This is a genomic window from Rhizobium sp. WW_1 (genome assembly GCF_003610155.1).
Classification (GTDB): domain Bacteria; phylum Pseudomonadota; class Alphaproteobacteria; order Rhizobiales; family Rhizobiaceae; genus Rhizobium; species Rhizobium tropici_A.
Window position 1 is genome coordinate 23629 of the sequence record NZ_RAIN01000010.1, and the last position, 24719, is coordinate 48347.

Here is a 24719-nt window from a genome sequence, read left to right on the forward strand (position 1 = left end):
TTGCCGCGACGTATGGCTGCGGTTCGAGGCGAATGGCCGGATCATACCATATCGACAGAGCCTCGCCATTCTCGGAGGAGCCGTCCGAAGCGATCTAACGACGCTTGATTTCCGCCTTAACGCGCATACGCTTCCTGCATGCGCCGGATTTCGGTCAATCTTGCCGAGGCTTCTTCGTAGCCGCGCTCTATCGCTTCGCCGGCACGGTGAAATTCCGAAAGGCCGACATCGCTGAGGCGCGGATGCAGCGCCAGATCGGGCGGGTCGCCGGCGAGGCGGGCGCGCGCAATTCTATCCTGTATAATGTTGAAAGCCTGCACCATGACGCCGGTCATGCCGAGTTTCATGGCGGGTACATCCTCACGGCGCAGGAGATCCCCGTTCGGCGGGCTGACATTGTGCTTGACCACGGCGGAGCGGCCATAGAGATCGTAGTGCAGATTGACCGCGACCACCAATGGCTGTTCATAAGTCCGGCAGACAGAAACCGGCACGGGATTGACCAGGGCGCCGTCGACCAGGGTCCGGCCGTTGGAGCGCACCGGCTCGAAAATGCCGGGCAGGGCATAGGACGCCCGCAGCGCCGTGATGAGGCAGCCGTTCGCGATCCAGACTTCATGTCCAGTATTCAGCTCCGAAGCGACCGCAACGAAAGGACGGTCGAGATCCTCGATCGAAAGGCCTTCCAGATGCTCCTGCATGCGTTTGGTGAGGCGCATTCCGCCGAAGAGCCCGCTGCCACCAATGGTAAGGTCAAGAAGGCTCGCAATGCGGCGCATCGTCAGCGACCGGGCGAAGGCCTCGAGTTCGTCCAGCTTGCCGGCGAGATAGCAGCCGCCGACCAGAGCGCCGATCGACGTGCCGGCGATCATGCCGACTTCGATGCCGGCCTCATCGAGAGCGCGCAGAACGCCGATATGCGCCCAGCCTCGCGCGGCGCCGCCGCCGAGCGCCAGGGCGATCTTCACTTTCTTGGGAGGGGCAGGAGGGAGAAGCGGGTTGGACGTATCCTGAGAGAGGCCTGAACCGGTCGAGCTTTGTCCGCCGATGTGACGATTCAACCCCCAATTCAGCATTTGACGCCTCCTCCGAGGCTCCGTGTGCCTCGGCTAAAATACTGTCCCTTTTTCGTTTCTAAATCGTATACTGGTTGTGGCTTGTTGAAACACCATCACCGATAGATCTATTGCTTGTAGACATCTTCCGGATTGAAATGCAGGTGGTCGTCAACCACGCTCAGCACCGGCTTGCCATCTTCAAGCTCGACCGTACGATAGAAACAGGAGCGGCGGCCAGTATGACATGTCGCATCATGTCCGGCGACCTGGACTTTTAGCCAGATTGCATCCTGATCGCAGTCCGTGCGGATTTCCTTCACCGACTGCAGGTTTCCGGATGTCTCGCCCTTCTTCCAGATCTTTCCGCGCGAGCGGCTGAAATAATGCGCCGTGCCCGTCTTGATCGTCAGCGCAAGCGCCTCGGCGTTCATATGCGCGACCATCAGCAGTTCGCCGTCATGCGCATCCGTCACGATCGCGGTGATCAGGCCGCGATCGTCGAAACGCGGCGTGAAATCGCCGGCATCCTCCAACTCGGATTTATCTTCGGAAGGAGCATTGAAAATCAGGTTCATCTCCGGCTCTTTCGTTGAAGCCCGGTCAGCGGCCCCGGACCAAAGACATGAAACGGGCCTGTTCGGCCGGATCGGCCTTGAAGGCACCCGTGAACGTCATCGTCAGCGTCGAGGCACCCTGCTTCTTAATGCCACGCATGGACATGCACATGTGTTCGGCATCGATGAACACGGCAACGCCGCGCGGACTAAGCGACTCGTCGATGGCATTGGCGATCTGTGCGGTCATGGCTTCCTGCGTCTGCAGGCGGCGCGCGAAAATATCGACGACACGGGCGATCTTTGACAGGCCGAGAACACGGCCATTCGGCAGATAGGCGACATGCGCCTTGCCGATGATCGGCACCATGTGATGCTCGCAATGCGAGAAGAACGGGATATCACGCTCAAGGACGATGTCGTCGTAGCCGGAAACCTCTTCGAAAGTGCGGCCAAGTACGTCCTCGGGATTCAGTTCGTAGCCACCGAATAGCTCGCGATAGGCCTTTGCCACGCGCGCAGGCGTATCGAGCAAGCCCTCACGCTGCGGATCGTCACCGGCCCAGCGAAGCAGAACGCGCACTGCGTCCTCGGCTTCCTTCTGCGACGGGCGTTCGGAATCATTGGATTGCGGAAAGTTCTTTACAACGGCGTCCATTACCTGTGGTTCTCCTGATCCGCGGCGCGGATATCATCTTGTCGGACTCGCCACTGGTATTCCCCGACATACGGAGATTGTCCACCTTTGGCGGGCTCCGGGGCGTTCTGGCTGGCGAACAAGCCTGCCGTCCTGCACGGTTTCCCATCAAACTTACAGAAGACCATTGCATTTCGATGATCTTCGAACGACATACATATAGTATGACATTGTCCCTGTGAAAGTGTCCTAAACGGACACGCTGTGTTTTTTGTTACGAAACGCAAAGCGGGTGCATCGGAGCAAAATCTGTGATGGACGACATCTACAACAGCAAAATCCTGGAGTTTGCCGGCAATATCGGCCGCATCGGTAGCCTTTCCGACGCCGATGCCAGTGCCCAGGCCCATTCCAGACTGTGCGGTTCTCGCGTAAAAATCTGGCTGAAAATGGACGGCGATGTGGTGACCGATTTTGCCCATGACGTCAAGGCCTGCGCGCTCGGCCAGGCGTCGTCGTCGATCATGGCCCGCCACGTCGTCGGCGCCTCAGCGGATGAAGTGCGCAAGGCCCGCGAAGACATGCTCGCCATGCTCAAGGCTGATGGCGAGGGGCCGGATGGCCGTTTCGAGGACATGCGCTATCTGAAGCCCGTCAGGGACTACAAGGCCCGTCATGCCTCGACCATGCTGACATTTGACGCCGTCGTGGATGCGATCGGGCAGATCGAAGCGGCGCGCCAGGGCGGAAACGCCAAAACGGCCGCAGCTGTCTAAACGGGCCGCAGACCATGTGCCAATTCTGTCTGATGCAGGACGACGATGAAGACGAGGGCGGCGCGGCTCCTTCGAAGCGCGCGCGGCACCATGCGTCACCGTCCGGAGACAATGCGCTGAAATCGCGCAATTATTCCGGCCCCTTCCGCAAGACGCCCGACCGGCTTTTCGGCATGGGCCTCATTCGCCTCTATCAGCTGACGCTTTCCGGCTTCATCGGCAATTCCTGCCGCCATATCCCGACCTGCTCGGAATATGGCTACGAGGCCGTTGCCCGGCATGGTCTATGGGCCGGCGGCTGGATGACGCTGTTTCGCGTTGCGCGTTGCGGGCCGGGAGGCACGAGCGGCCTCGATCCTGTGCCCGACGAACTGGAGCGCCGCTATCACTGGTGGACGCCCTGGCGCTATTTCCGGCTCGGACAAAAGGCCGCCTGACCATATGGCTGTTTATGTCGCGCTGCTCTACAGCATCGTTCTCGGCTCGGGCCGCAGGGTCGTTATGGCCGATCTCAAGGCGATGGCGGAGAGGCTTGGCTTCCGCAACGCCCGAACACTTGTTGCAACCGGCAATCTGATTTTCGAATGCCAGCCACGGTCGATTGCCTCGATCGAGGCTCAGCTTGAAGCCGGCTTTGCTGCGACCTTCGGCAAACAGGTCGATATCATCGTGCGCGATGCCGATACATGGTTGAGGCTTGCTGGCGGCAATCCCTTCCTCGACGGCATCGGCAGCGAGGTCATTGTGCGAGTGATGCGCCAGCCGCTCGAACCTCAAACCCTCGATGCGCTTGGGAAATATCGGCAGGATGAGCGCATGGCGATCGTTGATGGTGATCTGTGGATCGATTTTGGTCTCAAGGCCAGCGAGACGAAGCTGCTGCCGGCCCTGACGACGAAGAGGCTTGGTGTCGGAACGATGCGAAACTGGAACACCGTGCGCGGTTTGGCCGAGATGATCGGCCGCTAATATCGCTTTTTCTTTACTAGATCGCGAAATAAAGCTATCAGGCGCGCGGATATAAGTAAGTGATTACTTAGTCCGCATTTTGAAACCACCCGCATTCGTTGGCGGGACTGGACAAGGAGAATATCGATGTCCCAACCTATTTCCCTGACATTTCCCGATGATTCCGTGCGCAGCTTCGCTGCCGGCACGACCGGTCGCGATGTCGCCGAATCCATTTCCAAGTCGCTGGCCAAGAAGGCTGTCGCGATTGCCATCGACGGCACCGTGCGCGACCTTTCCGATCCGGTCACCGACGGCAGGATAGAGATCATTACCCGCTCGGACGACCGCGCGCTGGAACTCATCCGCCACGACACCGCGCACGTTCTCGCCGAAGCCGTGCAGGAGCTTTGGCCGGGAACGCAGGTGACGATCGGCCCGGTCATCGAAAACGGCTTCTATTACGACTTCGCCAAGAACGAGCCCTTCACGCCGGATGACCTGCCTGTCATCGAGAAGCGGATGCGCGAGATCATTCTGCGCAACAAGCCGTTCACCAAGGAAATCTGGTCGCGCGAGAAGGCGAAGGAAGTCTTTGCCTCCAAGGGCGAGCGCTACAAGGTGGAGCTGGTCGACGCGATCCCCGAAGGTCAGGATCTGAAGATCTATTACCAGGGTGACTGGTTCGACCTCTGCCGCGGTCCGCATATGGCCTCGACGGGCCAGATCGGCAATGCCTTCAAGCTGATGAAGGTTGCCGGCGCGTACTGGCGTGGCGACAGCAACAATCCGATGCTGACCCGCATCTACGGCACGGCATTCGCCGAGCAGGCGGATCTCGATAACTATCTGCACATCCTGGCCGAAGCCGAGAAGCGCGACCATCGCCGTCTCGGCCGCGAAATGGACCTGTTCCATTTCCAGGAAGAGGGCCCCGGCGTCGTCTTCTGGCACGGCAAGGGCTGGCGCATGTTCCAGACGTTGGTGTCCTATATGCGCCGGCGGCTGCAGGGCGACTATCAGGAAGTCAACGCGCCGCAGGTACTCGACAAGTCTCTTTGGGAGACCTCGGGACACTGGGGCTGGTATCGCGACAACATGTTCAAGGTGACCGTCGCCGGTGACGACACCGACGACGATCGCGTCTTCGCGCTGAAGCCGATGAACTGCCCCGGCCATATCCAGATCTTCAAGCACGGTTTGAAGTCTTACCGCGAACTGCCGATCCGGCTTGCGGAATTCGGTGCGGTCCATCGCTACGAGCCCTCGGGTGCGTTGCATGGCCTGATGCGCGTGCGTGGCTTCACGCAGGACGATGCGCATATCTTCTGCACCGACGAGCAGATGGCGGCCGAGTGCCTGAAGATCAACGACCTCATCCTGTCGGTCTATGAAGACTTCGGCTTCAAGGAGATCGTCGTCAAGCTCTCGACCCGCCCTGAAAAGCGCGTCGGCTCGGACGAGCTCTGGGATCGCGCCGAAAGCGTGATGATGGACGTGCTGAAGACGATCGAGGCGCAGTCCGAAGGGCGCATCAAGACCGGTATTCTGCCGGGCGAGGGCGCGTTCTACGGCCCGAAGTTCGAATATACGCTCAAGGATGCCATCGGCCGTGAGTGGCAGTGCGGCACGACGCAGGTCGACTTCAACCTGCCGGAGCGTTTCGGTGCGTTCTACATCGACCAGCATTCGGAAAAGACCCAGCCGGTCATGATCCATCGCGCCATCTGCGGCTCGATGGAGCGTTTCCTCGGCATCCTGATCGAGAACTTCGCCGGCCACATGCCGCTCTGGGTCTCGCCGCTGCAGGTCGTTGTCGCGACGATTACCTCGGAAGCCGACGCCTACGGCGAGGAAGTCGCGGAAGCGCTGCGCGATGCCGGCCTCGATGTAGAGACCGACTTCCGCAACGAGAAGATCAATTACAAGATCCGCGAGCATTCGGTGACGAAGGTTCCTGTCATCATCGTCTGCGGCAAGAAGGAAGCCGAAGAGCGCTCGGTCAACATCCGCCGCCTCGGCAGCCAGTCACAGACCTCGATGTCGCTCGACGAAGCCATCGCGTCGCTGTCCCTCGAGGCAACGCCGCCGGACGTTCTGCGCAAGCGTGAAGCACGGCGCGCCAAGGCCGCTTGACGGCCACCCATATCTGACGGCACCTTCAGGGTGCCGTCAGAGAACTGACATACAGCTTTCATATAGTTGATGAATCAACGCGTTGCTGTGGCTGCAACATGTGACGCAACCGAACCAAAGGAGCGGGGCAGCCCCGTCGCGCACTTGGAATTCAAAGAATTATCCTACGCCAATGAACGGGATACGCGCATCAAGCGCTGGTTCATTCGCTCCATCGAAGGGCTTTCCGGCCGCGACCGTTATGCTCGGCTCTACGATATCTGGCGCACCGATATCGTCGGCAAGAGCGAGCGGGTCTTCGGCAAGATGCTCGATCTCATCGACGTGCGCCTGCTGATCAAGGGCGAGTGGCCTCCGAACCAGATCCCCGAGGCGCCGATCGTCATCGTCGCCAATCATCCCTATGGCATCGGCGACGGGATCGCGGTACTGGCGCTTGCCGAGCAACTGGGACGTCCTTTCAAGGTCCTCATCAACAACGAATTGTTGAAAGTACCCGAGATGCTGGACTATTCGCTGCCGGTTTCCTTCGAGGAAACTAAGGAAGCGATGGCGATCAACATGAAGACGCGGCATGAGGCAGTCAGACTGCTGAAGGAAGGCACGACCATTATCGTCTTTCCCGCGGGCGGTGTTGCAACGGCCAAGAAGGGCTTTGGCCGGGCGGAGGATCTGCCCTGGAAGATATTCCCCGCCAAGCTTATTCAGGCGGCGCGCGCGAGCGTCATTCCCATCTATTTCGAGGGACAGAACGGCAGGCTGTTTCATCTGGCGAGCCGGATCTCGATGACCTTGCGCATTTCGCTGCTGATCCGCGAGTTCCGACGCCTTTCCGGCAGCACGATCACCGCCCATATCGGCGCTCTTCGTAGCTGGGAAGCGCTCAGCGAGGGCAGTGACCGCAAGGATTTGCTGACGAAGCTTTATGGCGCGGTCTTCTCCATGGCTCCGCCGAGAAAAGTGCTGCGACGGAAGGCAGGATAAGCGGGAAGGGCGACGAGCTTCTCATCACCGGGCGGCGACTGCCAAGATCACTTCAACTTGGCTCGCCGATGTCAATCCATGCTATCGCCGTCATCGCCGCCGGCGTTGGGAGCCAATTGCTCGTAGGTCGGCAAGGGCTGCTGATTGGTGGTTGCCGGCGGTGTCTGGCTCTGGCGCATTGGCGGCATCTGGATCGGCAGCTGGCGGGCGGGCTGTTCGTCATCAGCGTCCTGCGGCTGCTGTTGCTTCATCAGCACTTCCACATCCGCGTTCATGCCTGCGGCAACGGTGAAGTCGCGCTGATAGATCTTGTCCTTGTTGCGGGCGACGGCGGTATAGCGCCCTTCGGCAAGCACCATGGTCGGAAAGGCGCTGACGCTTTCCCCGACAATATCGCCCGCCGATGTCAGAATCGACCAGGCGGTATCGGCGATCGCCTCGCTACCAGCATCGGACACCAGCTTGAAGGTGATCTTTGCCGCCCTGTGCTGGATGGTTGCCTCCGTCACCTTGCCGGCTTCCACCTGGATATCGGCGCGGATGACGGCGTTGACCTCGCCATATTCGGACACGATATGGTAGGTGCCGGCGCTGAGGCCGACCAGTGTGTTCGGCTTGACGTCGTCCATGACCAGACCGCGTTCACCGTCTTCCTTCGCTTCACTCGAATAGATCGAGAAGCTCAGCTCCTTGGGCGGGATACGGACATCGGGGCCGGATACGGCGTTCAAGACCATGCCCCCAGCATCGAGAACCATCGTCTGCTTCTGGGTATCGCCGCTTTCAGGCACGCTCAGCCGCTTGGTAACGCCGGCACGGCCGAAGGAGACGTTGACGAAGTAATCACCGGGCAGAAGGTGGAAGGAGGCGGAGCCTCCGCGCGAACTGGCAACCAGCGGCAGCTTGCCGTCAGCGCCTGCTATCGGACTGAAGACATACCAGGCAAGGCCCTGCTGCTGCGGGCTGCTCTGGGGCGTCAGCTTGGCTTCGAGAGAAACGTCGCGCAATGTCCGGGCGGCCGAATTCTCACCATTCGGCGCTGCAAAGGCATTGAGCTTCGGCATCTTGACGCTGCCGTCAAGCTGCTTGAACTCCTTGAAGGCCTCCTGGCCAGAGGCGGCAGTGCTCAAGCCCGCAAGCATCGCGAAAACCGCGCTCAACCGGCGAGCGGATGAAATGCCTGACATGGATACCCAACCGATTGACTTCCGATAAAACACACGCCACTTCAAAACCAATGCGGTGGCAAATTCAAGACCCACTTCCTACCACAAGCCAAAATGAAGGCAGTTCCTCAATGAAAACCGATATCAAGCTGGTCGACTATCTCGCGGTGCGTCGATCGATCCCCGCGTTCCAGATGTCGGAGCCAGGGCCGGACAAGGCGGAGATCGAGGAGATTCTCCGGCTGGCCTCACGCGTGCCGGATCACGGCAAGCTCGCGCCCTGGCGCTTCGTCGTCTATCGCGGCGAGGAGCGTGCGCGCATCAGCGAGGAACTGCTGAAGCTCGCACTGGAAGCCAAGCCCGACCTGTCGGAAGAAATGATCCAGGTGGAGCGTACCCGCTTCACGCGTGCCCCTGTCGTCATCGCAGTCGTCAGCACGGCCGCGCCGCATTTCAAGATTCCGGAGTGGGAGCAGCTGATGTCGGCCGGCGCGCTTTGCCTGAACCTGCTGATCGCAGCCAATGCCCATGGCTGGGTCTCCAACTGGCTGACAGAATGGTTTGCCTTCGATGAGCGTGCCTATCCGCTCCTCGGCGTCAAGCCGGGCGAGAAGGTCGCCGGCTTCATCCATATCGGCTCGACGAGCTTTCCGCCGGTCGAGCGTCCGCGCCCGGAACTATCGGAAACCGTCACCTGGGTCGGCGGGGACGCGTGATGTTCTATACGACGGATACCAATCGCCATGGCCTGGCGCACGATCCCTTCAAGGCGATCGTCGCGCCGCGGCCGATCGGCTGGATCGGCAGCAAGGGCAGGGATGGTTCGCTGAACCTCTCTCCCTATTCCTTTTTCAATGCGGTCAGCGATCGGCCGAAGCTGGTGATGTTCTCTTCGGCTGGGCGTAAAGACAGCGTGCGCAATGTCGAGGAAACAGGGGTATTCACCGCCAATCTCGTCAGCCGCCATATCGTCGAGAAGATGAACCATTCCTCCATCGCCGTGCCCTATGGCGTCAACGAATTCGAGCTGGCTGGCCTGACGGCGACACCGGGCAAGCTGGTGGACGCACCCTATGTCGGCGAAGCCTTCGCGGTTCTCGAATGCCGGGTGACGGAAGTGCTGGAGCCGAAGGGCCTTGATGGCGAGTCGTCGGAAAACATCATGGTCATTGGCCAGGTCGTCGGCATCCATATCGATGAGACGATCATTCGCAACGGCAGGCTGGACATGGCGCTTGCGCGTCCCGTCGCCCGCATGGGCTACATGGATTATAGCGAGGGCAGCGACGTCTTCGAGATGATCAGACCAAAGGCGCCCTGAGGCACGCCGACCGCATCGATATGCGAAAGGTTAATAAGCAAGGTAAACGTCCCGTAAACCTTTCCCCGATAGCGTGAACCACATGAATTTACGGGGCAAGAATCGCCTCGTTGATATCGGGGCATTACGTGATCATAGAAGCATTTCTTCGGTGGGCAGAGACCGCTAAGGCAGAAAGCAGAGCCAGGGCGGCGAATGCGCTCGGCAGAGCCTATCTGCAGTCGGAAATGCCGCAGGAAGAGCGGAACGCCGCCAAGATGGCGATGACCTATCTGCTCGACGATCCATCCCCTCGCGTGCGGTTGGCGCTTGCCGAGGCCGTCGCGCATTCGGCCGGCGCGCCGCGCAACGTCATCCTGTCCCTTGCCGAAGATCAGCCTGAGATTGCAGGGCAGATCATCCTGTTTTCGCCGGTATTTACCGATGGAGATCTTATCGATCTCGTATTGCATGGCAGCGACGTGGCGCGGGTTTTCATCGCTTCACGCGGACAGGTGCCCTGCGCCGTTTGCGCCGCGCTTGCCGAGATCGGTGGAGAGACCGAAATCCTTTGCCTGCTTGAAAACGACGGCGCTCAACTTTCACAGGTCTCGCTCAAGCGCATCGCGGAGCGCCTGGGCGATTGCGCGGATATACGCGGCTTGCTGCTGTCGCGGGACATGCTGTCTTCCGATGTCAGGCATCTGCTGATGGATAAGGTTAGCGACGCGCTTTCGGAATCGGCATTCGTCCAAACCTTTATCGGCAATACCAGACTGCAGCAGGTGACGCGTGAGGCGACCGAATCCGCGACCGTCGCGATCGCCGGAACGACGCAGCATGAGCAACTGCCGGATTTGGTCGAGCATTTGAGGCAGAATGGCTGGCTGACGCCGGCTTTCCTGATGCACGCATTGTGCTCCGGCAAGGTTGATTTCTTCGCCTGCGCGATCACCAGCCTTTCCGGCTGCGACGAGCGGCGCGTGCGCTCGATCATCTCCAGGGGCCGGCTCCATGCCATCCGCGCGCTCTACGAAAGCGCTGGTCTTTCCCGTGATATCAGCAGGGTCTTCGTCGAGGCTACGATGATCTGGCGTGAATCCTCACGCAAGAACGGCACGGCTTTGCTGGAAGACGTTTCTTCGCGCCTGATGCGCAAATTCCGCCTTGCGGAGCCGGCTCCGGCGGCGACGACACAGCTCCTCGACATGGTGGAGAAGCTTGCCAATGCCGAGCGGCGACAGGCCGCGCGCAGCTTTGCTGCACTGGCGACACTCGCTGCCGCGTGATATCCAGCGGGCGTTCTATTTTCCGAGGTTTATCTTGTCGCTGACGATTGCTATCGAATCCCCACGTCAGGAAGGCGTTATCCGTCTTCTCGACATGTCGAGCGCCTATGCGGAGTCGCTCTATCCGCCCGAGAGCAACCACATCCTTGACCTGACTTCGCTGGAGAAGACAGAAGTGACGTTCTGGGTCGCGAGGTTAGAGGATATGATCGTCGGATGTTGCGCATTGGTGGACGCCGGCGACGGCACGGCGGAGCTCAAGCGCATGTTCGTCGATCCTGCCGCCAGAGGCCGTAGAGTGGCGCGCAAGCTCATGGAGACGCTCGAAACGGCGGCGCTCGAAAGAAGCCTTTCAGCGATCCGGCTGGAGACCGGCATATATCAACCCGAAGCGATCGGCCTCTACCGGAACTTCGGCTATCTCGAAATCCCGGCTTTCGGCAGCTATCAGCCGGACCCGCTCAGCCTGTTCATGGAAAAACGGCTGCCCTAAACCAGTCAGCGGATCAACGTTCGGAAGCGTCCCGCACATGCAACTGGAGTTCGGGCTCCTGCGCATGCTGCTCTTCCGTCAATTCGGCCTCGCGAATCCATTCACGCCAGATTGCGACGATGATCGCCATCAGGACCGGGCCGATGAAGAGGCCGAGGAAGCCCATCGTCTTCACGCCGCCGACCAGACCGAAGAAGGTCGGAAGAAACGGCAGCTTGATCGGCCCACCGACAAGCTTCGGGCGAAGCGTCTTGTCTACGATGAAGAGCTCGATCGTGCCCCAGAGGAAGAGGGCGATACCGGCCCAAAGCGAACCGCTGGCAACGAGATAGATCGAGACGAGGGACATCGAAAGCGGCGCGCCGCCCGGCACCAGAGCCATGACGCCCGTAAGAACGCCGAGCGTGATGGCGGAGGGAGCGCCGGCGATCCAATAGGCCACGCCGAGAACGATACCCTCGCCGATGGCAATCAGCGTCATGCCCATGACCGTCGAACTGATCGTCGCCGGCACAACGCGGGAAATCCGCTCCCAGCGATTGGGCAGGATACGTTCGCCAAGCAGATCGACCTGGCGAACGAATGTCGAGCCGTCGCGATAGATGAAGAACAGCGCGATCAACATGAACAGCAAGGTCAGCATGACATGGAATGCGCCACCGCCCGCGGCCAGTACCGCGCGGTAGATGTTGCCGATATGGGCGCCGCTTACGAGTTGAGCCAATTCGCCGAGCGAGCCCGGGCTGCCGACATATTGCGTCCACTGCTCGCCGAGCCAGGAGCCGATGACGGGCAGGGCCAATATCCATTCGGGCGTCGGCGCCCCCTCGCGATTCACATGGATGGCCCAGGCAAACCAGTCACGCACCTCGCTGGCCATATAAAGGGCTGAAAGCACGATCGGCAGGACAAGAAACGTCACGATGAAGGCGATGGCGATGGTGGCGGCAAGCGTCGTATTGCCGCCGGTGCGGCGTACGATATCGCTATAGAGCGGCCAGGTGGCAAAGCCGATCACGGCTGCCGCCAGAACCGGAACGAGAAAGCCATAGAAGAAATAGATGCCGGCAACGGCAATCAAAATCAGCAGCCAACGCGCCGCGGAAATGGATGGTATCAATGGCATGCGCGCATGCGCACTCGGCCCCAGCCACCGATGCTCCTTTGGCTTATGACGTTCAAATACACCCACCGGACTTACTTTGCCCCTCTTTACTAGATCACCCGGTTATGGGGTATGATCTTGGCCGTTTCAAGAGCAACGGCTTCAAAGCCTCTTTATTATGCGGCCATGACATTAACACGACTGGCGCAAGATATCAGGAGGGGCGTCTGATGATCTTGAAGGCGAAAAACTGCGTTTTCTGCATCGGATTGAAATTGTTGTCGGCCACCAGGATCAGCAGATCGGTGCCGTCCTTTGACTTGCCGAAGGTGATGCCTTCGATATTGTCGGGTGCAAGACCGAGCGCGCGCAGATCCAGGATTTGCGTCTTGCGCACGGGCACGATGCGCTGATCTGTCTTCGCAAGCGACGGGATATGGGCGACGTCCGTGGCGCCATCGAGATCGAACATATTGATGACGACCGAATTGCCGATGCCTTGCGCGAAGCCGCGCTCGATCGACAGGAGACGGTGATCGTCCAGCGCCATGATCTCGGACAGACCGAAGTCATTCCAGCCGCTCGCCGTCGAAGGCGCCTGCGGAATGGGCGAGATCGGATAGACATATTGCGCCTTCTGCGCGCCGGTCGCCGCATCGTAGCGGATGAGACGTGCAAGCGCGCCGTTGGTCAAACTCGTGATCGGCCCGTCCTGATAGAGAGCCGATTCCGTGGCCACCAGCACGTCACCGCCGGCAAGGAATGCCAAGCCTTCAAACGCGAGATTGTCGCGGATGCCCGCGCTTTTGTCCGCGGTTGGGGCAAAGCCGTCGGGCAATGAGAATTCGCGAAGGAAGCTGCCGTCGCGATTGGCGACGCGCACGAAGGGCGACAGCAGCGCCTTGCCGTCGCCTTCGCTGGTCCAGTAGATGCCGTCCTTGCCGAGCCGAATGGCCTCGCCGTCCACCTTCTTGATTGCGAAAGGCTGGCCGTCTTTGTCCTTTAGTGTGACGTGATCGACGACGGCGACACCCTTCAGGCCGCTGGCGTCGACATCGATGTCGACATTATAGAACCGCGCCGGCGCTTTCTCAGAACGGTCATCGCTGATTGCGATATAGCGGCCGGTCGAGGGATCGAAATCGATGCCCGACAGGCCGCCGACCTCAACGCCATTTTCCATGAAGCCGGTGGGAATGTCGTGATTGCCGAGATAGGCGAGGCTGATACCGGCCTTGCAGTCGCCAAAGGGACAGGGCACGTCGATCGTCGTTCCGATATCGAGCGCATAGGCCGAATGGCCAAAGAGGAGAATGGCGGCAGTGGTCAGAAATGGCTTCAACATGGCGAAATCGTCAACCCGATCAGTAAAATGGAGGCATCAAGAGCGATGCCGCCATCTACACATTCATCCGTGACGCCTGCGTAACGGATATCCGACAATCTGATTAAATTTCGCGAATCCGTCAGACGCGGCAATTTTTGGTTGCTCTTTCGTCAAATATTGGGCGTCAGATATCGAGATCCTCGGCGAATGCAGCCCGTTCCTGGATGAACCGGAAGCGGGCCTCGGCCTTGGTGCCCATCAGATTGTCGACCGCGTCGCGGGTTCCCTCGAAATCGACCTCGTCGATCTCGACGCGCAGCAAAGTGCGCTTGGACGGGTCCATCGTCGTTTCCTTGAGCTGCGCCGGCAGCATTTCGCCGAGACCCTTGAAGCGGCTGATCTCGACCTTGGCTTTGCCCTTGAATTCCGTCTGCATCAGTTCCAGACGATGGGCGTCATCGCGGGCATAGATGGATTTCGAGCCCTGCGTGATCTTGTAGAGCGGCGGCACGGCCAGGAAGAGATGGCCCTGGCGGATCAGCTCCGGCATTTCCTGATAGAAGAAGGTGATCAGCAGCGAAGCGATATGGGCACCGTCGACGTCGGCATCGGTCATCACGACGATGCGCTGATAGCGAAGATCCTCCTCGCGATATTTCGTGCGCGTGCCGCAACCGAGCGCCTGGACGAGATCAGTGATCTGCTGATTGGCGGACAGTTTTTCGCGGCCGGCGCTGGCGACGTTGAGGATCTTGCCGCGCAGCGGCAGGATCGCCTGGTTGGTGCGGTTGCGCGCCTGCTTGGCCGAGCCACCTGCCGAATCGCCCTCGACCAGGAAGAGTTCGGCGCCTTCGGCGGCGCTTTGCGAGCAATCCGCCAGCTTGCCGGGCAGGCGCAGCTTGCGCACGGCGGTCTTGCGGTTGACTTCCTTCTCCTTGCGGCGACGCATGCGCTCTTCGGAGCGTTCGATCACCCATTCCAGCAGCTTTTCGGCTTCGCCCGGATTGTCGGTAAGGTAGTGATCGAAGGGATCGCGCAGAGCATTTTCGACCAGGCGCTGGGCCTCCACCGTCGCAAGCCTGTCCTTCGTCTGGCCCACGAATTCGGGCTCGCGGATGAAGATCGACAGCATGCCGACGCCTGATATCATCACGTCTTCGGTCGAGATATTGGCCGCACGCTTGTTTTGCGTCAGCTCGGCATAGTTCTTCAGGCCCTTGGTGAGCGCAATTCGGAAGCCGGCCTCATGCGTGCCGCCTTCGGGCGTCGGGATCGTGTTGCAATAGGAATGGATCTGCGGGTCGCCGCCGTACCAGGTGATCGCCCATTCTAGCGAGCCGTGACCGCTTTCCTTTTCCGACTTGCCGGCAAAGATCTCGCGGGTGACGGTGAACTCGTTGCCCATCGTCGCCTTGAGATAGTCCTTCAGGCCGCCGGGGAAGTGAAAGACGGCCTTCTCCGGAACATCACCACCTTCTGGCACAAGCTCCGGATCGCAGACCCAGCGGATCTCGACACCGCCGAACAGATAGGCCTTGGAACGGGCCATGCGGAAGACGCGGGCCGGCTCGAAGCGGGCGTGGTCGCCGAAGATCTGCGGATCGGGGTGGAAGCGGACGCGCGTGCCGCGCCGGTTATGCACATCGCCCAGTTCTTCGATGCCGCCGACCGGCAGGCCGCGCGAGAAGCGCTGGCGATAGAGCTTGCGATTGCGGGCAACCTCGACTTCCATATCGTCCGACAGCGCGTTGACGACGGACACGCCGACGCCGTGCAGACCGCCGGAGGTCTCGTAGGCCTTGCCGTCGAACTTGCCGCCGGCATGCAGCTTGGTCATGATGACTTCGAGCGTCGACTTGCCGGGGACCTGCGGATGATTTTCGACAGGAATGCCGCGGCCGTTATCCGTGACGGTCAGATAGCCCTGACGATCGAGATAGACCTCGATGAAATTGGCATGGCCGGCAACTGCCTCGTCCATGGAGTTGTCGATGACTTCGGCGAAGAGATGGTGCAGCGCCTTCTCGTCCGTGCCGCCGATATACATGCCGGGGCGCATGCGAACAGGCTCGAGCCCTTCGAGAACGCGGATGGAGCTCGCACCGTATTCCTCCGACGACGAAGTCGTCGGGGCCGCGCGTTGTGCGGGCGCGACGGCGGGCTTTTCTGCCTTGGTGACCGGCTTTTCCGCTGCTTCCGGTTTCGGCGAGCGGGGGAGGCCGGAGAAGAGATCGTTGCTGTTATCCATAGAATTTCAAGCTGCTCAGATTTGTTCTGGTGGGGCCAGACCCCTTTATTATCGCATTTGTCGCCGGTATTCGCGAATCACCGTGATTCTGCCAGAAACGGCGCAGAAGAGCGATGGCGCCCCATGACGGGGCAGATTCATGAATGAGATTTGCGTTGCCGGGTGAAGAATGGCAAGCCCGTTGGCCGATTTGAGGAAGTATCCGCATGCGAATGTCCACAGCTCATTTGCCCGTCCTGTCCGCAATCTCGGGCATTTTGCTTCTGGCGACCGTCCAAGGGGCGGCAGCCGACATGCTGAAACCTTTCAAGGATGAGCTCTTTTCCAATCAGACGGTCATCGAGAGCCACGACAACGGCGCTTTCCAGACGATCGACTATCAGGAAATGCGAGATATCAACGGCCGCGACCAGATTCCGGAAAAGCGTGTCAAGCCGGCCTATGTCGATACCGGCGTGCGCTGGAAGGCGCAGGAAGACGAGACGCTGCAGCTCGGCGACCGCAAGGTCGATGTCACCCGCATAGGTCCGGCATCGAAGCAGGCCTTTACCGTCATCTTCATTCATGGGCGCGGCGGCGACCGCCGGCTCGGCTCCAACGATTATACGTTCGGCGGCAATTTCAACCGGCTGAAGAATTTGGCTTACCGTAACGGCGGCACCTACTACGCGCCGAGCGTCAGAGGTTTCGACAGCAACGGCGTTGCCGATATCGCGGCGCTGATCCGTTATTCCTACGAGCAGTCTGGCGGCAAGCCTGTCATCCTGACATGCGCGTCCATGGGCAGCTTCATTTGCTGGGGCATCACCCGCGATGCCGAAAGCGTCAAGCGCCTGAAGGGCATGGCGATCCTGAGCGGCGTTACCGATCCGGATTTCACCAAGAGCGCCTTCTACAAGGCGAAGCTGCCGCTCTGGTTCACCCATGGCAGCAGAGACCCGGTCTATGCCGCGGCGGATCAGCAGGCTCTATTCGAAAAACTCTACAAGGCGCATTATCCCTCGCGCTTTACGCTTTTTGAGACCGGGAATCATGGAACGCCTGTGCGCATGACCGATTGGCGCAAGGTGCTCAATTGGATTGTCGATCCACAGGCATCCTGAAACATATCGCCCAATTCGGCATATTTTCCGGATAAGCATTTTTTCAAACGATTTGAACCGGTTTCGGCCGCATCCGATAACTTTCCTTTGCTCCTCCTTTTTGTTAGTCCGATGGATGAAATAGGGGGAGACATCGGAATGACGAAGACCATACGGCCGCTCCTGGCCGGAAACTGGAAGATGAACGGCACGCGTGCGAGCCTCGACCAGATCAAGGCGATCGCGGATGGCGTCAAGGCGCCGTTGTCCGAGAAAATCGATACGTTGCTCTGCCCCCCGGCGACCTTGCTCTATGTCGCGACCGCACTTTGCGACGACAGCCCGCTCGCCATCGGCGCCCAGGATTGCCATCAGCAGGTCTGTGGCGCGCATACCGGTGACATCTCGGCCGAGATGATTGCCGATTGCTTCGGCACCCACGTCATCGTCGGTCATTCCGAGCGCCGCAGAAATCACGCGGAAAGCGACATGCTGGTGCGGGCCAAGGCCCAGGCAGCGCATGATGCCGGTCTCATCGCCATCATCTGCATCGGCGAAACCGCCTACGAGCGCAACAGCGGCCAGACGCTCGACGTCTTGAAGCGGGAGTTGATCGGCTCCGTGCCCGACGGCTCGACGGCCGCGACGACCGTAATCGCCTACGAGCCGGTCTGGGCGATCGGTACCGGCGTGGTCCCGACCAGCGAAAACGTCGAGGAGGCGCATGCCTTCATGCGCGCAGAGCTTATCGAACGCTTCGGCAAGGAGGGCGCAAACATGCGAATCCTTTACGGCGGGTCGGTGAGCGGCGCCAATGCACGCGATCTTCTCGACATTCCGCATGTCAACGGCGTGCTCGTCGGCGGACAGAGCTTGAAAGCGACCGACTTCCTTGCCATTTATGCCGCATTCGAACGGCAGTTCGCCTGAAGCAACAACTTGCCCGGAGTTCCAGCCTTAAAAGGGCTTGGAATAGGCGAGAGCCTCATGTAAAGAGCCGCGAGCTTTTATTTTTGATGCCCGCACCGGGCAGGACTGGATCTATGCAAACCGTACTGCTTGTCATCTATCTCATGGTTGTCGTCGCCCTTATCGGCGTGGTGCTGATTCAGCGCTCCGAAGGTGGCGGCCTCGGCATCGGCGGCGGATCGGGCTTCATGTCTGCGCGCGGTACAGCCAATGCGCTGACGCGCACCACGGCCATCCTGGCCACGCTGTTCTTCGTGCTGGCACTCGGCATGAACGTGCTGTCGCGCTTCGAGGCCCGCCCGACGGATATTCTCAACCGTATCCCGAGCACGGCTGGCCAGGGCAACGGCATCCTTGATTCGCTCGGCGGCCAGAATGGCGCAGCGCCCGCAACCACGCAGCCGAAGCCGGCTGACAATAGCGGTGTTCCGAACAGTGGTGCTGTCGCTCCGCAGTCGCAGGCAACCCCGCCTGCCACGACGAACCAGGCTGCCCCTGCAACCACCAATCAGCCGGCGGCTGCAGCACCTGCACAGCAGGCTCCGGCCGCGACCGGTCAGCAGACCGCTCCGGCTACGACTACTCCCGCGCCGGCCGATAACGGCGGCGTCCCGACCGGTAAGTAATTCCGGTCGCTGAAGATCATCCCCGGCAGGTCCTCGGATCTGCCGGTTTTGTTTTGTCCATATTCCGCGTTCTGTAGCCAAAATTCCGGAAACGAATTTTAGGGCTAGCGGAATCATTTGTGAAAAGGTATCCGGTGACTCCCATGGCGCGATATGTATTCATCACAGGCGGCGTGGTTTCTTCCCTCGGAAAAGGAATTGCGGCTGCGGCTCTCGGAGCGTTGTTGCAGGCTCGTGGTTATCGAGTCCGCCTGCGCAAACTCGACCCCTATCTGAACGTGGACCCGGGCACCATGAGCCCGACCCAGCACGGCGAGGTCTTCGTCACCGACGACGGTGCGGAAACAGACCTCGATCTCGGCCACTACGAGCGCTTCACCGGCCGCTCGGCCACCAAGACCGACAACATCACCACCGGTCGCATCTACAAGAACATCATCGACAAGGAACGCCGTGGCGACTATCTCGGCGCAACCGTTCAGGTCATTCCGCATGTCACCAACGAGATCAAGGATTTCGTGACGGAAGGCAATGAGGACTATGATTTCGTCATCTGCGAAATCGGCGGCACGGTCGGCGATATCGAAGCCATGCCGTTCATGGAAGCGATCCGCCAGCTCGGCAATGACCTGCCGCGCGGCACTGCGGTCTACGTCCATCTGACGCTGATGCCCTATATTCCGGCCGCGGGCGAACTCAAGACCAAGCCGACCCAGCATTCCGTCAAGGAGCTGCAGGCACTCGGTATTCATCCCGACATCCTGCTCGTGCGTGCCGATCGCGAGATCCCGGAAGCCGAACGCCGCAAGCTTTCGCTCTTCTGTAACGTGCGGGAATCTGCCGTCATTCAGGCGCTCGACGTCGCCAACATCTATGACGTGCCGATGGCCTACCACAAGGAAGGCCTGGACAATGAAGTGCTGGCCGCCTTCGGAATCGAACCGGCTCCGAAGCCGCGCCTGGAAGAGTGGGAAGAGGTCTGCAACCGTATCCGCACGCCGGAAGGCGAGGTGACGATTGCCATTGTCGGCAAATATACCGGCCTCAAGGATGCCTATAAGTCGCTGATCGAAGCGCTGCATCACGGCGGCATCGCCAACCGGGTGAAGGTCAAGCTTGAATGGATCGAGTCGGAAGTCTTCGAAAAGGAAGATCCGGCGCCTTATCTCGAAAAGGTCCACGGCATTCTCGTACCCGGCGGCTTCGGCGAGCGCGGTTCGGAAGGCAAGATTCTGGCAGCGCGTTTCGCACGCGAGCGCAAGGTGCCGTATTTCGGCATCTGCTTCGGCATGCAGATGGCCGTCATTGAAGCGGCGCGTAATCTGGCCGGCGTCGAGAACGCGTCGTCGACCGAATTCGGTCCGACGAAGGAGCCGGTGGTCGGCCTGATGACCGAATGGCTGAAGGGCAACGAGCTGCAGAAGCGCACGGCCTCTGGCGATCTCGGCGGGACGATGCGTCTCGGCGCCTACAAGGCGGCTCTGAAGAAGGGTACGAAGATTTCCGAAATCTACGGCTCCACCGATATTTCGGAGCGCCATCGCCACCGCTACGAAGTCAACGTCGATTACAAGGACAGACTGGAAAATTGCGGCTTGACCTTCTCTGGCATGTCGCCGGACGGTGTTCTGCCCGAGACGATCGAATATGCTGACCATCCGTGGTTCATCGGCGTTCAGTATCACCCGGAGCTGAAGTCCCGGCCGCTGGAGCCGCATCCGCTGTTTTCGAGCTTCATCGAAGCAGCGACGGAACAGAGCCGGCTGGTTTAAGAATAGCGAACCGCTTGCGGTAGTCGCTCGGGCTGACCGCAAGCTTCTCCCGAAAATGATGGCGCATGGTGGCGAGCGATCCAAATCCGCTCGCCACCGCCACATCGTCAAGTGAGATGGCAGCCTGCTTCTCCAGCAGGTCGCGGGCACGCCGCAGCCGCTCGCTCAACAGCCATTCGCCCGGCGCCATGCCGGTTGTCGACTCGAAGCGGCGCTGAAATGTCCGCACGCTCATGCCGGCCCGCGCGGCAAGCGTAGCAATGGGTTGTTCTTCCTGCAGACGTTCCCGCATCCATTCGAGCAAAGGCCCCAGGCGCGCACCCTCGTGCTGCCTTAGAACCGGGGTCTCGATATATTGCGCCTGGCCACCCTCGCGATGCGGCGGCACCACCAGCCGACGCGCGACGCTATTGGCGATATCAGGTCCGAAATCCCTGCGAACGACATGCAGGCAGAGATCGATCGCGGCGGCACTGCCGGCGGCCGTCAGCACGCGGTCTTCATCGACATAGAGGACATCGGCATCGACTGCTATATCCGGGTAGCGTGCGGCAATGGAATCGACATAGCGCCAATGCGTCGTCGCCTTGCGGCCGGCGAGCAGTCCCGCCGCGGCGAGCACAGCCACGCCGGAACATAGCGACATGATGCGAACGCCGCGGCGGCTGGCCGCCTGTAGCTTGGCAACCAGCGGGGCAGGGACCGGCGTTCCGATGCCACGCCATCCGGGCACGACGATCAGGTCGGCCTCGGCAATGACTTCGAGACCGTGATCGACCTGAACGGTCAGTCCGCCGGCGGCACGCAACGGGCCGTCCTCGATCGCACAGGCAGAAAAGCGGTACCAATCCTCTCCCATTTCGGGGCGTGGCAGGCCGAAGATTTCATAGGCAACGCCGAACTCGAAGGTGCAAAGGCCGTCATAGACGAGCGTAACGACATGAGGGCCGAGAAGATTGGATTTATCAGAGTTTGGCATGATTTTGACGCTATATGGCATTTCAGCCAATTTCAACTGCGGGATCGCTGAGGCATGAATGCCCCGAACCAAACAAGGAGCGTTCCATGTCCCTAGTCAGTGAAATCCCCGCCGCAGCGCCGAGCCTCGTCGCGGAGCACTATGCCCAAAAGCTTGCTTTCGAGACCGATTGCTCAGACGTCCATCAGTCGATGATATCGGGCAATGTGGATTTCGTTCTGCTCGATGTTCGCGGGCCGGCCATGTTCCAGGATCAGCATATTCCGGGCGCGATCAACCTACCTCATGGCAAGATGACCGCACGGAAGATGGCGGAGTGGCCTGAGGATACGCTGTTCGTCGTCTATTGCGCCGGCCCGCATTGCAACGGTACGGACAAGGCCGCACTCCGCCTCGGCAGCCTCGGCAAGCGCGTGAAGGTCATGATCGGCGGCATCACTGGCTGGGCTGATGAGGGCTACCCGTTCGAAAGAAGGTGAGAGATCGATTGGGCACACCCGGCATTCGCCGGGTTTGCCCATTTTTGCAACACTGCGAAAAACTTCGGCACTTACGTCATTTGACTGTCGCGCCGCCTCCGTTTCCGTGGCACTGTTCGAGTAAGCATAACGGGAACAAAAGTATGATCATCAATCCATTTGACGATCGCGCCGACAGGCCGGGAGCCAAGATCATTTTCACTTTCGCGCTGCTGATCGCATTCAATATTGCCGCCTGGATCTGGGCTTGGGTCGCTTTCGCCGACCGGCCCTCGCTGCTGGGCATTGCGCTTCTTGCCTACATGTTCGGCCTTCGCCACGCCTTCGACGCCGATCATATCGCCGCGATCGACAATGTCGTGCGCAAACTCATGCAGGAAAAGAAGCAACCCTATGCCGTCGGCTTCTTCTTCTCGCTCGGCCACTCCTCGATCGTCGTCATCGCCTCGATCCTGATTGCCGCGACGGCGGCCGCCATGCAGAGCCAGCTCGATTCCTTCCACGATATCGGCGGCGTCATCGGCACGACGGTTTCTGCCGTGTTTCTGCTTTTGATCGGTATCGCCAATCTTTTCGTCCTCAGGAGCGTATGGTCTGCTTTCAGGCGGGCACAGAAGGGCGAAAGGATTGCGGAGGAAGATCTCGACACGCTGCTTGCCGGCGGCGGCTTTCTGGCGCGCATCTTCCGTCCGATGTTCAGTGTCGTGACCCGCTCCTGGCACATGTATCCGATCGGCTTCCTCTTCGGTCTCGGCTTCGACACGGCAACGGAAATCGGGCTTCTCGGCATCTCTGCCGCGCAAGCCGCTGAAGGCATGTCTTTCTGGACCATCCTCGTCTTCCCGGCGCTGTTCACCGCGGGCATGTCGCTGATGGATACGCTCGACAGCACGCTGATGACGGGTGCCTATGGCTGGGCCTTCGTCAAGCCGGTGCGCAAGCTCTGGTATAATCTGACGATCACAGCCGCATCGGTCGTCGTCGCTATTTTCATCGGCGGCATCGAGGCGTTGGGATTGATCGCCGACAAGCTTGGCCTTCAAGGCGGCTTCTGGAGTTTCATCGGCGAGATGAACGGCAATCTTGCCAATTTCGGCTTCGCCGTCGTCGGCATTTTCATCTTGAGCTGGCTGATCTCGACCGTGCTTTACAAGATGCGGGGATATGACAACCTGCAGATCAATCATTCCTGAGATCAATCGCGCCACATCGGGATGATCGAGAGCAAGAGAAGGCAGGCGAGGACGATATTGAGGGCGCGCCATTGCCAAGGCGCCCTCAACAGACGGGCGAACAGCTGGCCCAGTGCGCACCACAACGTCAGCGAGAGTGCTGCCATCACACAGAAGGTCAGTCCGAGCAGGATGGCGAGCGTCAGTGGGCTGTTCGCAAGCGCAGCGAAAGAGGCGGCGGCGCCCATCGTCATGGCCCAACCCTTGGGATTGTGCCAGAGCATCCAGACGCCGGCCAGAAAGCCTGTCGGCCTTGCCATCTGACCAGCCTCGCGCGGCTCTCCGCTTCTACCGATCCGAACGGCGAGCCAGATCAGATAGAGCGAACCCAATGTCTTCATGGCGATCTGCAACATCGGCAGAGCCATCAACAGGCCGCCAAGCCCGGCAGCCGCCGCACAGGCCATGGAGCCCAGGCCAAAAGCAAAGCCACCCATGACGGGGATCGACCGGCGAAAGCCGAAATGCGCGCCAGATGCGGTCGCAAGCGTCGTCGCGCCGCCCGGCGTTATGGTGGAAACCAACGCGAACAGGATCAGTGGCAACAGGGGTTCGATCGTCATATCCAGCTTTTCTCCATATCGAGAAAAGGCATAGACGGCACCTTTGCATCATGAAATCGAATATTGAAGGATCAAGGCATTAGCAATTATAATGCCGGCATGATCCGAAACTTCGACATCGCTCTCATCAGAACCTTCGCCGCCGTTGCCGACCAGGGCAGCATGACGATTGCCGCCAATATGCTGCACATGACCCAAGGCGCCATCAGCCAGCAGATTAAGCGTCTGGAAGACATGCTCGACTGCACCTTGTTCGAGCGTGACAGGCGCGGATTGCGTTTGACCGAAACCGGCGAACGGCTGCTCGGCAATGCCCGCCGCCTGCTTGTCTTGAATGACGAGATCTGGAACGACATGACGGAAAGGACGGTTCGCGGCAGCGTCCGGCTCGGCGTTCCCTATGATCTGGTCGGTGCGACGCTGGCGCCCGTCCTCAAATCCTATGCGGAGCGCCATCCGCAGGTGGAGATTTCGCTGGTCTGCGCATCGTCGCCGGAACTGCTCGAAGAGTTGGGAAACGGAACCGTCGACCTCTGCGTGGTGGAGGAGCCTTACGGCACGTCGCAAGGCGAATGCCTGGCTGTCGAGCGGCTCGTCTGGGTCGGCGCGAAGGCCGGCAATGCCCATCGCAAGGTGCCTCTGCCGATCTCGATGGTCGCCGATACCTGCGCCTTCCGATCGTCTGTCTTTGCAGCGCTCGGCAAGGATGGGCTGCGCTGGCGGACGGTATTCGAGAACGGCAATATCGAGGCGACGACTGCGACGGTGCGCACGGATCTGGCTGTCACCGCCTGGCTTGCCTCCACCGTTCCCGCCGATCTCGATATTCTCACCGTCGAGCAGGGCCTGCCCGAACTGCCGGTCTTTGCCATCAACCTGCATCTGCCGAAGGGTAGCGCAACGCCGCAGGCGCTCGAGCTTGCCCTCCACATCCGCGAAGGCATGATGCGGCCGCGCCAGTCCGCGGCCGCCTGAATTCCATCTGCTGACAGATCT

General features: G+C 60.1%; 25 protein-coding genes. 16 read left to right on the forward strand and 9 right to left on the reverse strand.

What is annotated here, in order from left to right; all coding sequences use genetic code 11:
- Positions 1 to 116 precede the first annotated feature (116 nt).
- From BJ928_RS25655 to folE, 3 genes are all read right to left on the reverse strand, one after another.
- Positions 117 to 1076, reverse strand: a complete 960-nt coding sequence (locus tag BJ928_RS25655) for a patatin-like phospholipase family protein (protein WP_047633426.1) — start codon at positions 1074 to 1076, stop codon at positions 117 to 119.
- Positions 1077 to 1183: 107 nt separating this feature from the next.
- Positions 1184 to 1633, reverse strand: a complete 450-nt coding sequence (gene hisI / locus BJ928_RS25660; RefSeq protein WP_047633425.1) for a phosphoribosyl-AMP cyclohydrolase — start codon at positions 1631 to 1633, stop codon at positions 1184 to 1186.
- Positions 1634 to 1658: 25 nt separating this feature from the next.
- A complete protein-coding gene (gene folE, locus BJ928_RS25665; RefSeq protein WP_047633424.1) occupies positions 1659 to 2270 on the reverse strand; it encodes a GTP cyclohydrolase I FolE in 612 nt (203 codons plus the stop codon).
- Positions 2271 to 2560: 290 nt separating this feature from the next.
- Between folE and BJ928_RS25670 the strand changes: the two genes are divergently transcribed.
- The 5 genes from BJ928_RS25670 to BJ928_RS25690 all read left to right on the forward strand — a co-directional run bounded on the left by BJ928_RS25670 (position 2561) and on the right by BJ928_RS25690 (position 7093).
- Positions 2561 to 3025, forward strand: coding sequence for an iron-sulfur cluster assembly scaffold protein (locus BJ928_RS25670; RefSeq protein WP_120296686.1), 465 nt, complete (start codon positions 2561 to 2563; stop codon positions 3023 to 3025).
- A gap of 14 nt (positions 3026 to 3039) precedes the next feature.
- Positions 3040 to 3462 carry a membrane protein insertion efficiency factor YidD gene (gene yidD / locus BJ928_RS25675; protein ID WP_047633422.1) on the forward strand — a complete coding sequence of 141 codons (423 nt, stop codon included), beginning with the start codon at positions 3040 to 3042 and terminating at the stop codon, positions 3460 to 3462.
- A gap of 4 nt (positions 3463 to 3466) precedes the next feature.
- Positions 3467 to 3994, forward strand: a complete 528-nt coding sequence (locus BJ928_RS25680; RefSeq protein WP_047633421.1) for a DUF1697 domain-containing protein — start codon at positions 3467 to 3469, stop codon at positions 3992 to 3994.
- Between the two features lie 126 nt (positions 3995 to 4120).
- On the forward strand, positions 4121 to 6109 hold the full coding sequence (thrS, locus tag BJ928_RS25685) for a threonine--tRNA ligase (protein WP_047633420.1): 1989 nt from the start codon (positions 4121 to 4123) through the stop codon (positions 6107 to 6109).
- A gap of 144 nt (positions 6110 to 6253) precedes the next feature.
- Entirely contained in the window at positions 6254 to 7093 is an 840-nt protein-coding gene (locus BJ928_RS25690; protein WP_047633419.1) for a lysophospholipid acyltransferase family protein, read from the forward strand.
- 71 nt (positions 7094 to 7164) lie between these two features.
- Here BJ928_RS25690 and BJ928_RS25695 read toward each other — a convergent pair whose 3' ends face one another.
- Entirely contained in the window at positions 7165 to 8235 is a 1071-nt protein-coding gene (locus BJ928_RS25695; RefSeq protein ID WP_120296694.1) for a hypothetical protein, read from the reverse strand.
- Between the two features lie 155 nt (positions 8236 to 8390).
- Between BJ928_RS25695 and BJ928_RS25700 the strand changes: the two genes are divergently transcribed.
- The 4 genes from BJ928_RS25700 to BJ928_RS25715 all read left to right on the forward strand — a co-directional run bounded on the left by BJ928_RS25700 (position 8391) and on the right by BJ928_RS25715 (position 11341).
- Positions 8391 to 8975: a nitroreductase gene (locus BJ928_RS25700; RefSeq protein WP_047633417.1), complete on the forward strand. Its 585-nt coding sequence runs from the start codon at positions 8391 to 8393 to the stop codon at positions 8973 to 8975.
- Positions 8975 to 9580, forward strand: coding sequence for a flavin reductase family protein (locus tag BJ928_RS25705; protein ID WP_047633416.1), 606 nt, complete (start codon positions 8975 to 8977; stop codon positions 9578 to 9580). Before BJ928_RS25700 ends, BJ928_RS25705 begins: the two co-directional genes overlap by 1 nt.
- 113 nt (positions 9581 to 9693) lie before the next feature.
- Positions 9694 to 10848, forward strand: coding sequence for a DUF2336 domain-containing protein (locus tag BJ928_RS25710; RefSeq protein ID WP_047633494.1), 1155 nt, complete (start codon positions 9694 to 9696; stop codon positions 10846 to 10848).
- Positions 10849 to 10882: 34 nt separating this feature from the next.
- Positions 10883 to 11341, forward strand: a complete 459-nt coding sequence (locus BJ928_RS25715; RefSeq protein WP_047633492.1) for a GNAT family N-acetyltransferase — start codon at positions 10883 to 10885, stop codon at positions 11339 to 11341.
- Between the two features lie 13 nt (positions 11342 to 11354).
- Here the strand turns inward: BJ928_RS25715 and BJ928_RS25720 are convergent, their stop codons facing one another.
- From BJ928_RS25720 to parE, 3 genes are all read right to left on the reverse strand, one after another.
- Entirely contained in the window at positions 11355 to 12533 is a 1179-nt protein-coding gene (locus BJ928_RS25720; protein ID WP_047633415.1) for an AI-2E family transporter, read from the reverse strand.
- A gap of 127 nt (positions 12534 to 12660) precedes the next feature.
- Entirely contained in the window at positions 12661 to 13791 is a 1131-nt protein-coding gene (locus tag BJ928_RS25725) for an esterase-like activity of phytase family protein (protein ID WP_047633414.1), read from the reverse strand.
- Positions 13792 to 13957: 166 nt separating this feature from the next.
- Positions 13958 to 16021, reverse strand: a complete 2064-nt coding sequence (gene parE, locus BJ928_RS25730) for a DNA topoisomerase IV subunit B (RefSeq protein ID WP_047633413.1) — start codon at positions 16019 to 16021, stop codon at positions 13958 to 13960.
- Positions 16022 to 16227: 206 nt separating this feature from the next.
- On the opposite strand from parE, the gene BJ928_RS25735 reads away from it, so the two are divergent.
- The 4 genes from BJ928_RS25735 (at position 16228) to BJ928_RS25750 (ending at position 20470) form a co-directional block, all read left to right on the forward strand.
- Positions 16228 to 17124 carry an alpha/beta fold hydrolase gene (locus tag BJ928_RS25735; RefSeq protein ID WP_047633412.1) on the forward strand — a complete coding sequence of 299 codons (897 nt, stop codon included), beginning with the start codon at positions 16228 to 16230 and terminating at the stop codon, positions 17122 to 17124.
- A gap of 138 nt (positions 17125 to 17262) precedes the next feature.
- A complete protein-coding gene (gene tpiA / locus BJ928_RS25740; RefSeq protein ID WP_047633411.1) occupies positions 17263 to 18033 on the forward strand; it encodes a triose-phosphate isomerase in 771 nt (256 codons plus the stop codon).
- Between the two features lie 113 nt (positions 18034 to 18146).
- Entirely contained in the window at positions 18147 to 18698 is a 552-nt protein-coding gene (secG, locus tag BJ928_RS25745) for a preprotein translocase subunit SecG (protein ID WP_047633410.1), read from the forward strand.
- 143 nt (positions 18699 to 18841) lie between these two features.
- Positions 18842 to 20470, forward strand: a complete 1629-nt coding sequence (locus tag BJ928_RS25750; protein WP_047633409.1) for a CTP synthase — start codon at positions 18842 to 18844, stop codon at positions 20468 to 20470.
- On the opposite strand, the gene ftrA is transcribed toward BJ928_RS25750, so the two are convergent.
- Positions 20433 to 21470, reverse strand: coding sequence for a transcriptional regulator FtrA (gene ftrA / locus BJ928_RS25755; RefSeq protein WP_047633408.1), 1038 nt, complete (start codon positions 21468 to 21470; stop codon positions 20433 to 20435). The two genes, BJ928_RS25750 and ftrA, sit on opposite strands and share 38 nt — an antisense overlap.
- Before the next feature lie 65 nt (positions 21471 to 21535).
- Between ftrA and BJ928_RS25760 the strand changes: the two genes are divergently transcribed.
- Positions 21536 to 21928: a rhodanese-like domain-containing protein gene (locus tag BJ928_RS25760; protein ID WP_047633407.1), complete on the forward strand. Its 393-nt coding sequence runs from the start codon at positions 21536 to 21538 to the stop codon at positions 21926 to 21928.
- Between the two features lie 143 nt (positions 21929 to 22071).
- On the forward strand, positions 22072 to 23121 hold the full coding sequence (locus BJ928_RS25765) for a HoxN/HupN/NixA family nickel/cobalt transporter (RefSeq protein ID WP_047633406.1): 1050 nt from the start codon (positions 22072 to 22074) through the stop codon (positions 23119 to 23121).
- Between the two features lie 2 nt (positions 23122 to 23123).
- On the opposite strand, the gene BJ928_RS25770 is transcribed toward BJ928_RS25765, so the two are convergent.
- Positions 23124 to 23723, reverse strand: coding sequence for a LysE family translocator (locus BJ928_RS25770; RefSeq protein ID WP_047633405.1), 600 nt, complete (start codon positions 23721 to 23723; stop codon positions 23124 to 23126).
- 99 nt (positions 23724 to 23822) lie between these two features.
- On the opposite strand from BJ928_RS25770, the gene BJ928_RS25775 reads away from it, so the two are divergent.
- Complete coding sequence (locus BJ928_RS25775) at positions 23823 to 24698, forward strand: LysR family transcriptional regulator (RefSeq protein WP_183079456.1); 876 nt, start codon at positions 23823 to 23825, stop codon at positions 24696 to 24698.
- Positions 24699 to 24719: the final 21 nt, after the last annotated feature.

Excerpts from the sequence above, each read along its gene's own strand:
- BJ928_RS25655 (WP_047633426.1), bottom strand. The coding sequence starts at position 1,076 with ATGCTGAATTGGGGGTTGAATCGTCACATCGGCGGACAAAGCTCGACC.
- hisI (WP_047633425.1), bottom strand. The coding sequence starts at position 1,633 with ATGAACCTGATTTTCAATGCTCCTTCCGAAGATAAATCCGAGTTGGAG.
- folE (WP_047633424.1), bottom strand. The coding sequence starts at position 2,270 with ATGGACGCCGTTGTAAAGAACTTTCCGCAATCCAATGATTCCGAACGC.
- yidD (WP_047633422.1), top strand. The coding sequence starts at position 3,040 with ATGTGCCAATTCTGTCTGATGCAGGACGACGATGAAGACGAGGGCGGC.
- BJ928_RS25680 (WP_047633421.1), top strand. The coding sequence starts at position 3,467 with ATGGCTGTTTATGTCGCGCTGCTCTACAGCATCGTTCTCGGCTCGGGC.
- thrS (WP_047633420.1), top strand. The coding sequence starts at position 4,121 with ATGTCCCAACCTATTTCCCTGACATTTCCCGATGATTCCGTGCGCAGC.
- BJ928_RS25695 (WP_120296694.1), bottom strand. The coding sequence starts at position 8,235 with ATGCTTGCGGGCTTGAGCACTGCCGCCTCTGGCCAGGAGGCCTTCAAG.
- BJ928_RS25700 (WP_047633417.1), top strand. The coding sequence starts at position 8,391 with ATGAAAACCGATATCAAGCTGGTCGACTATCTCGCGGTGCGTCGATCG.
- BJ928_RS25705 (WP_047633416.1), top strand. The coding sequence starts at position 8,975 with ATGTTCTATACGACGGATACCAATCGCCATGGCCTGGCGCACGATCCC.
- BJ928_RS25725 (WP_047633414.1), bottom strand. The coding sequence starts at position 13,791 with ATGTTGAAGCCATTTCTGACCACTGCCGCCATTCTCCTCTTTGGCCAT.
- parE (WP_047633413.1), bottom strand. The coding sequence starts at position 16,021 with ATGGATAACAGCAACGATCTCTTCTCCGGCCTCCCCCGCTCGCCGAAA.
- BJ928_RS25735 (WP_047633412.1), top strand. The coding sequence starts at position 16,228 with ATGCGAATGTCCACAGCTCATTTGCCCGTCCTGTCCGCAATCTCGGGC.
- tpiA (WP_047633411.1), top strand. The coding sequence starts at position 17,263 with ATGACGAAGACCATACGGCCGCTCCTGGCCGGAAACTGGAAGATGAAC.
- secG (WP_047633410.1), top strand. The coding sequence starts at position 18,147 with ATGCAAACCGTACTGCTTGTCATCTATCTCATGGTTGTCGTCGCCCTT.
- BJ928_RS25750 (WP_047633409.1), top strand. The coding sequence starts at position 18,842 with ATGGCGCGATATGTATTCATCACAGGCGGCGTGGTTTCTTCCCTCGGA.
- ftrA (WP_047633408.1), bottom strand. The coding sequence starts at position 21,470 with ATGCCATATAGCGTCAAAATCATGCCAAACTCTGATAAATCCAATCTT.
- BJ928_RS25760 (WP_047633407.1), top strand. The coding sequence starts at position 21,536 with ATGTCCCTAGTCAGTGAAATCCCCGCCGCAGCGCCGAGCCTCGTCGCG.
- BJ928_RS25765 (WP_047633406.1), top strand. The coding sequence starts at position 22,072 with ATGATCATCAATCCATTTGACGATCGCGCCGACAGGCCGGGAGCCAAG.
- BJ928_RS25770 (WP_047633405.1), bottom strand. The coding sequence starts at position 23,723 with ATGACGATCGAACCCCTGTTGCCACTGATCCTGTTCGCGTTGGTTTCC.
- BJ928_RS25775 (WP_183079456.1), top strand. The coding sequence starts at position 23,823 with ATGATCCGAAACTTCGACATCGCTCTCATCAGAACCTTCGCCGCCGTT.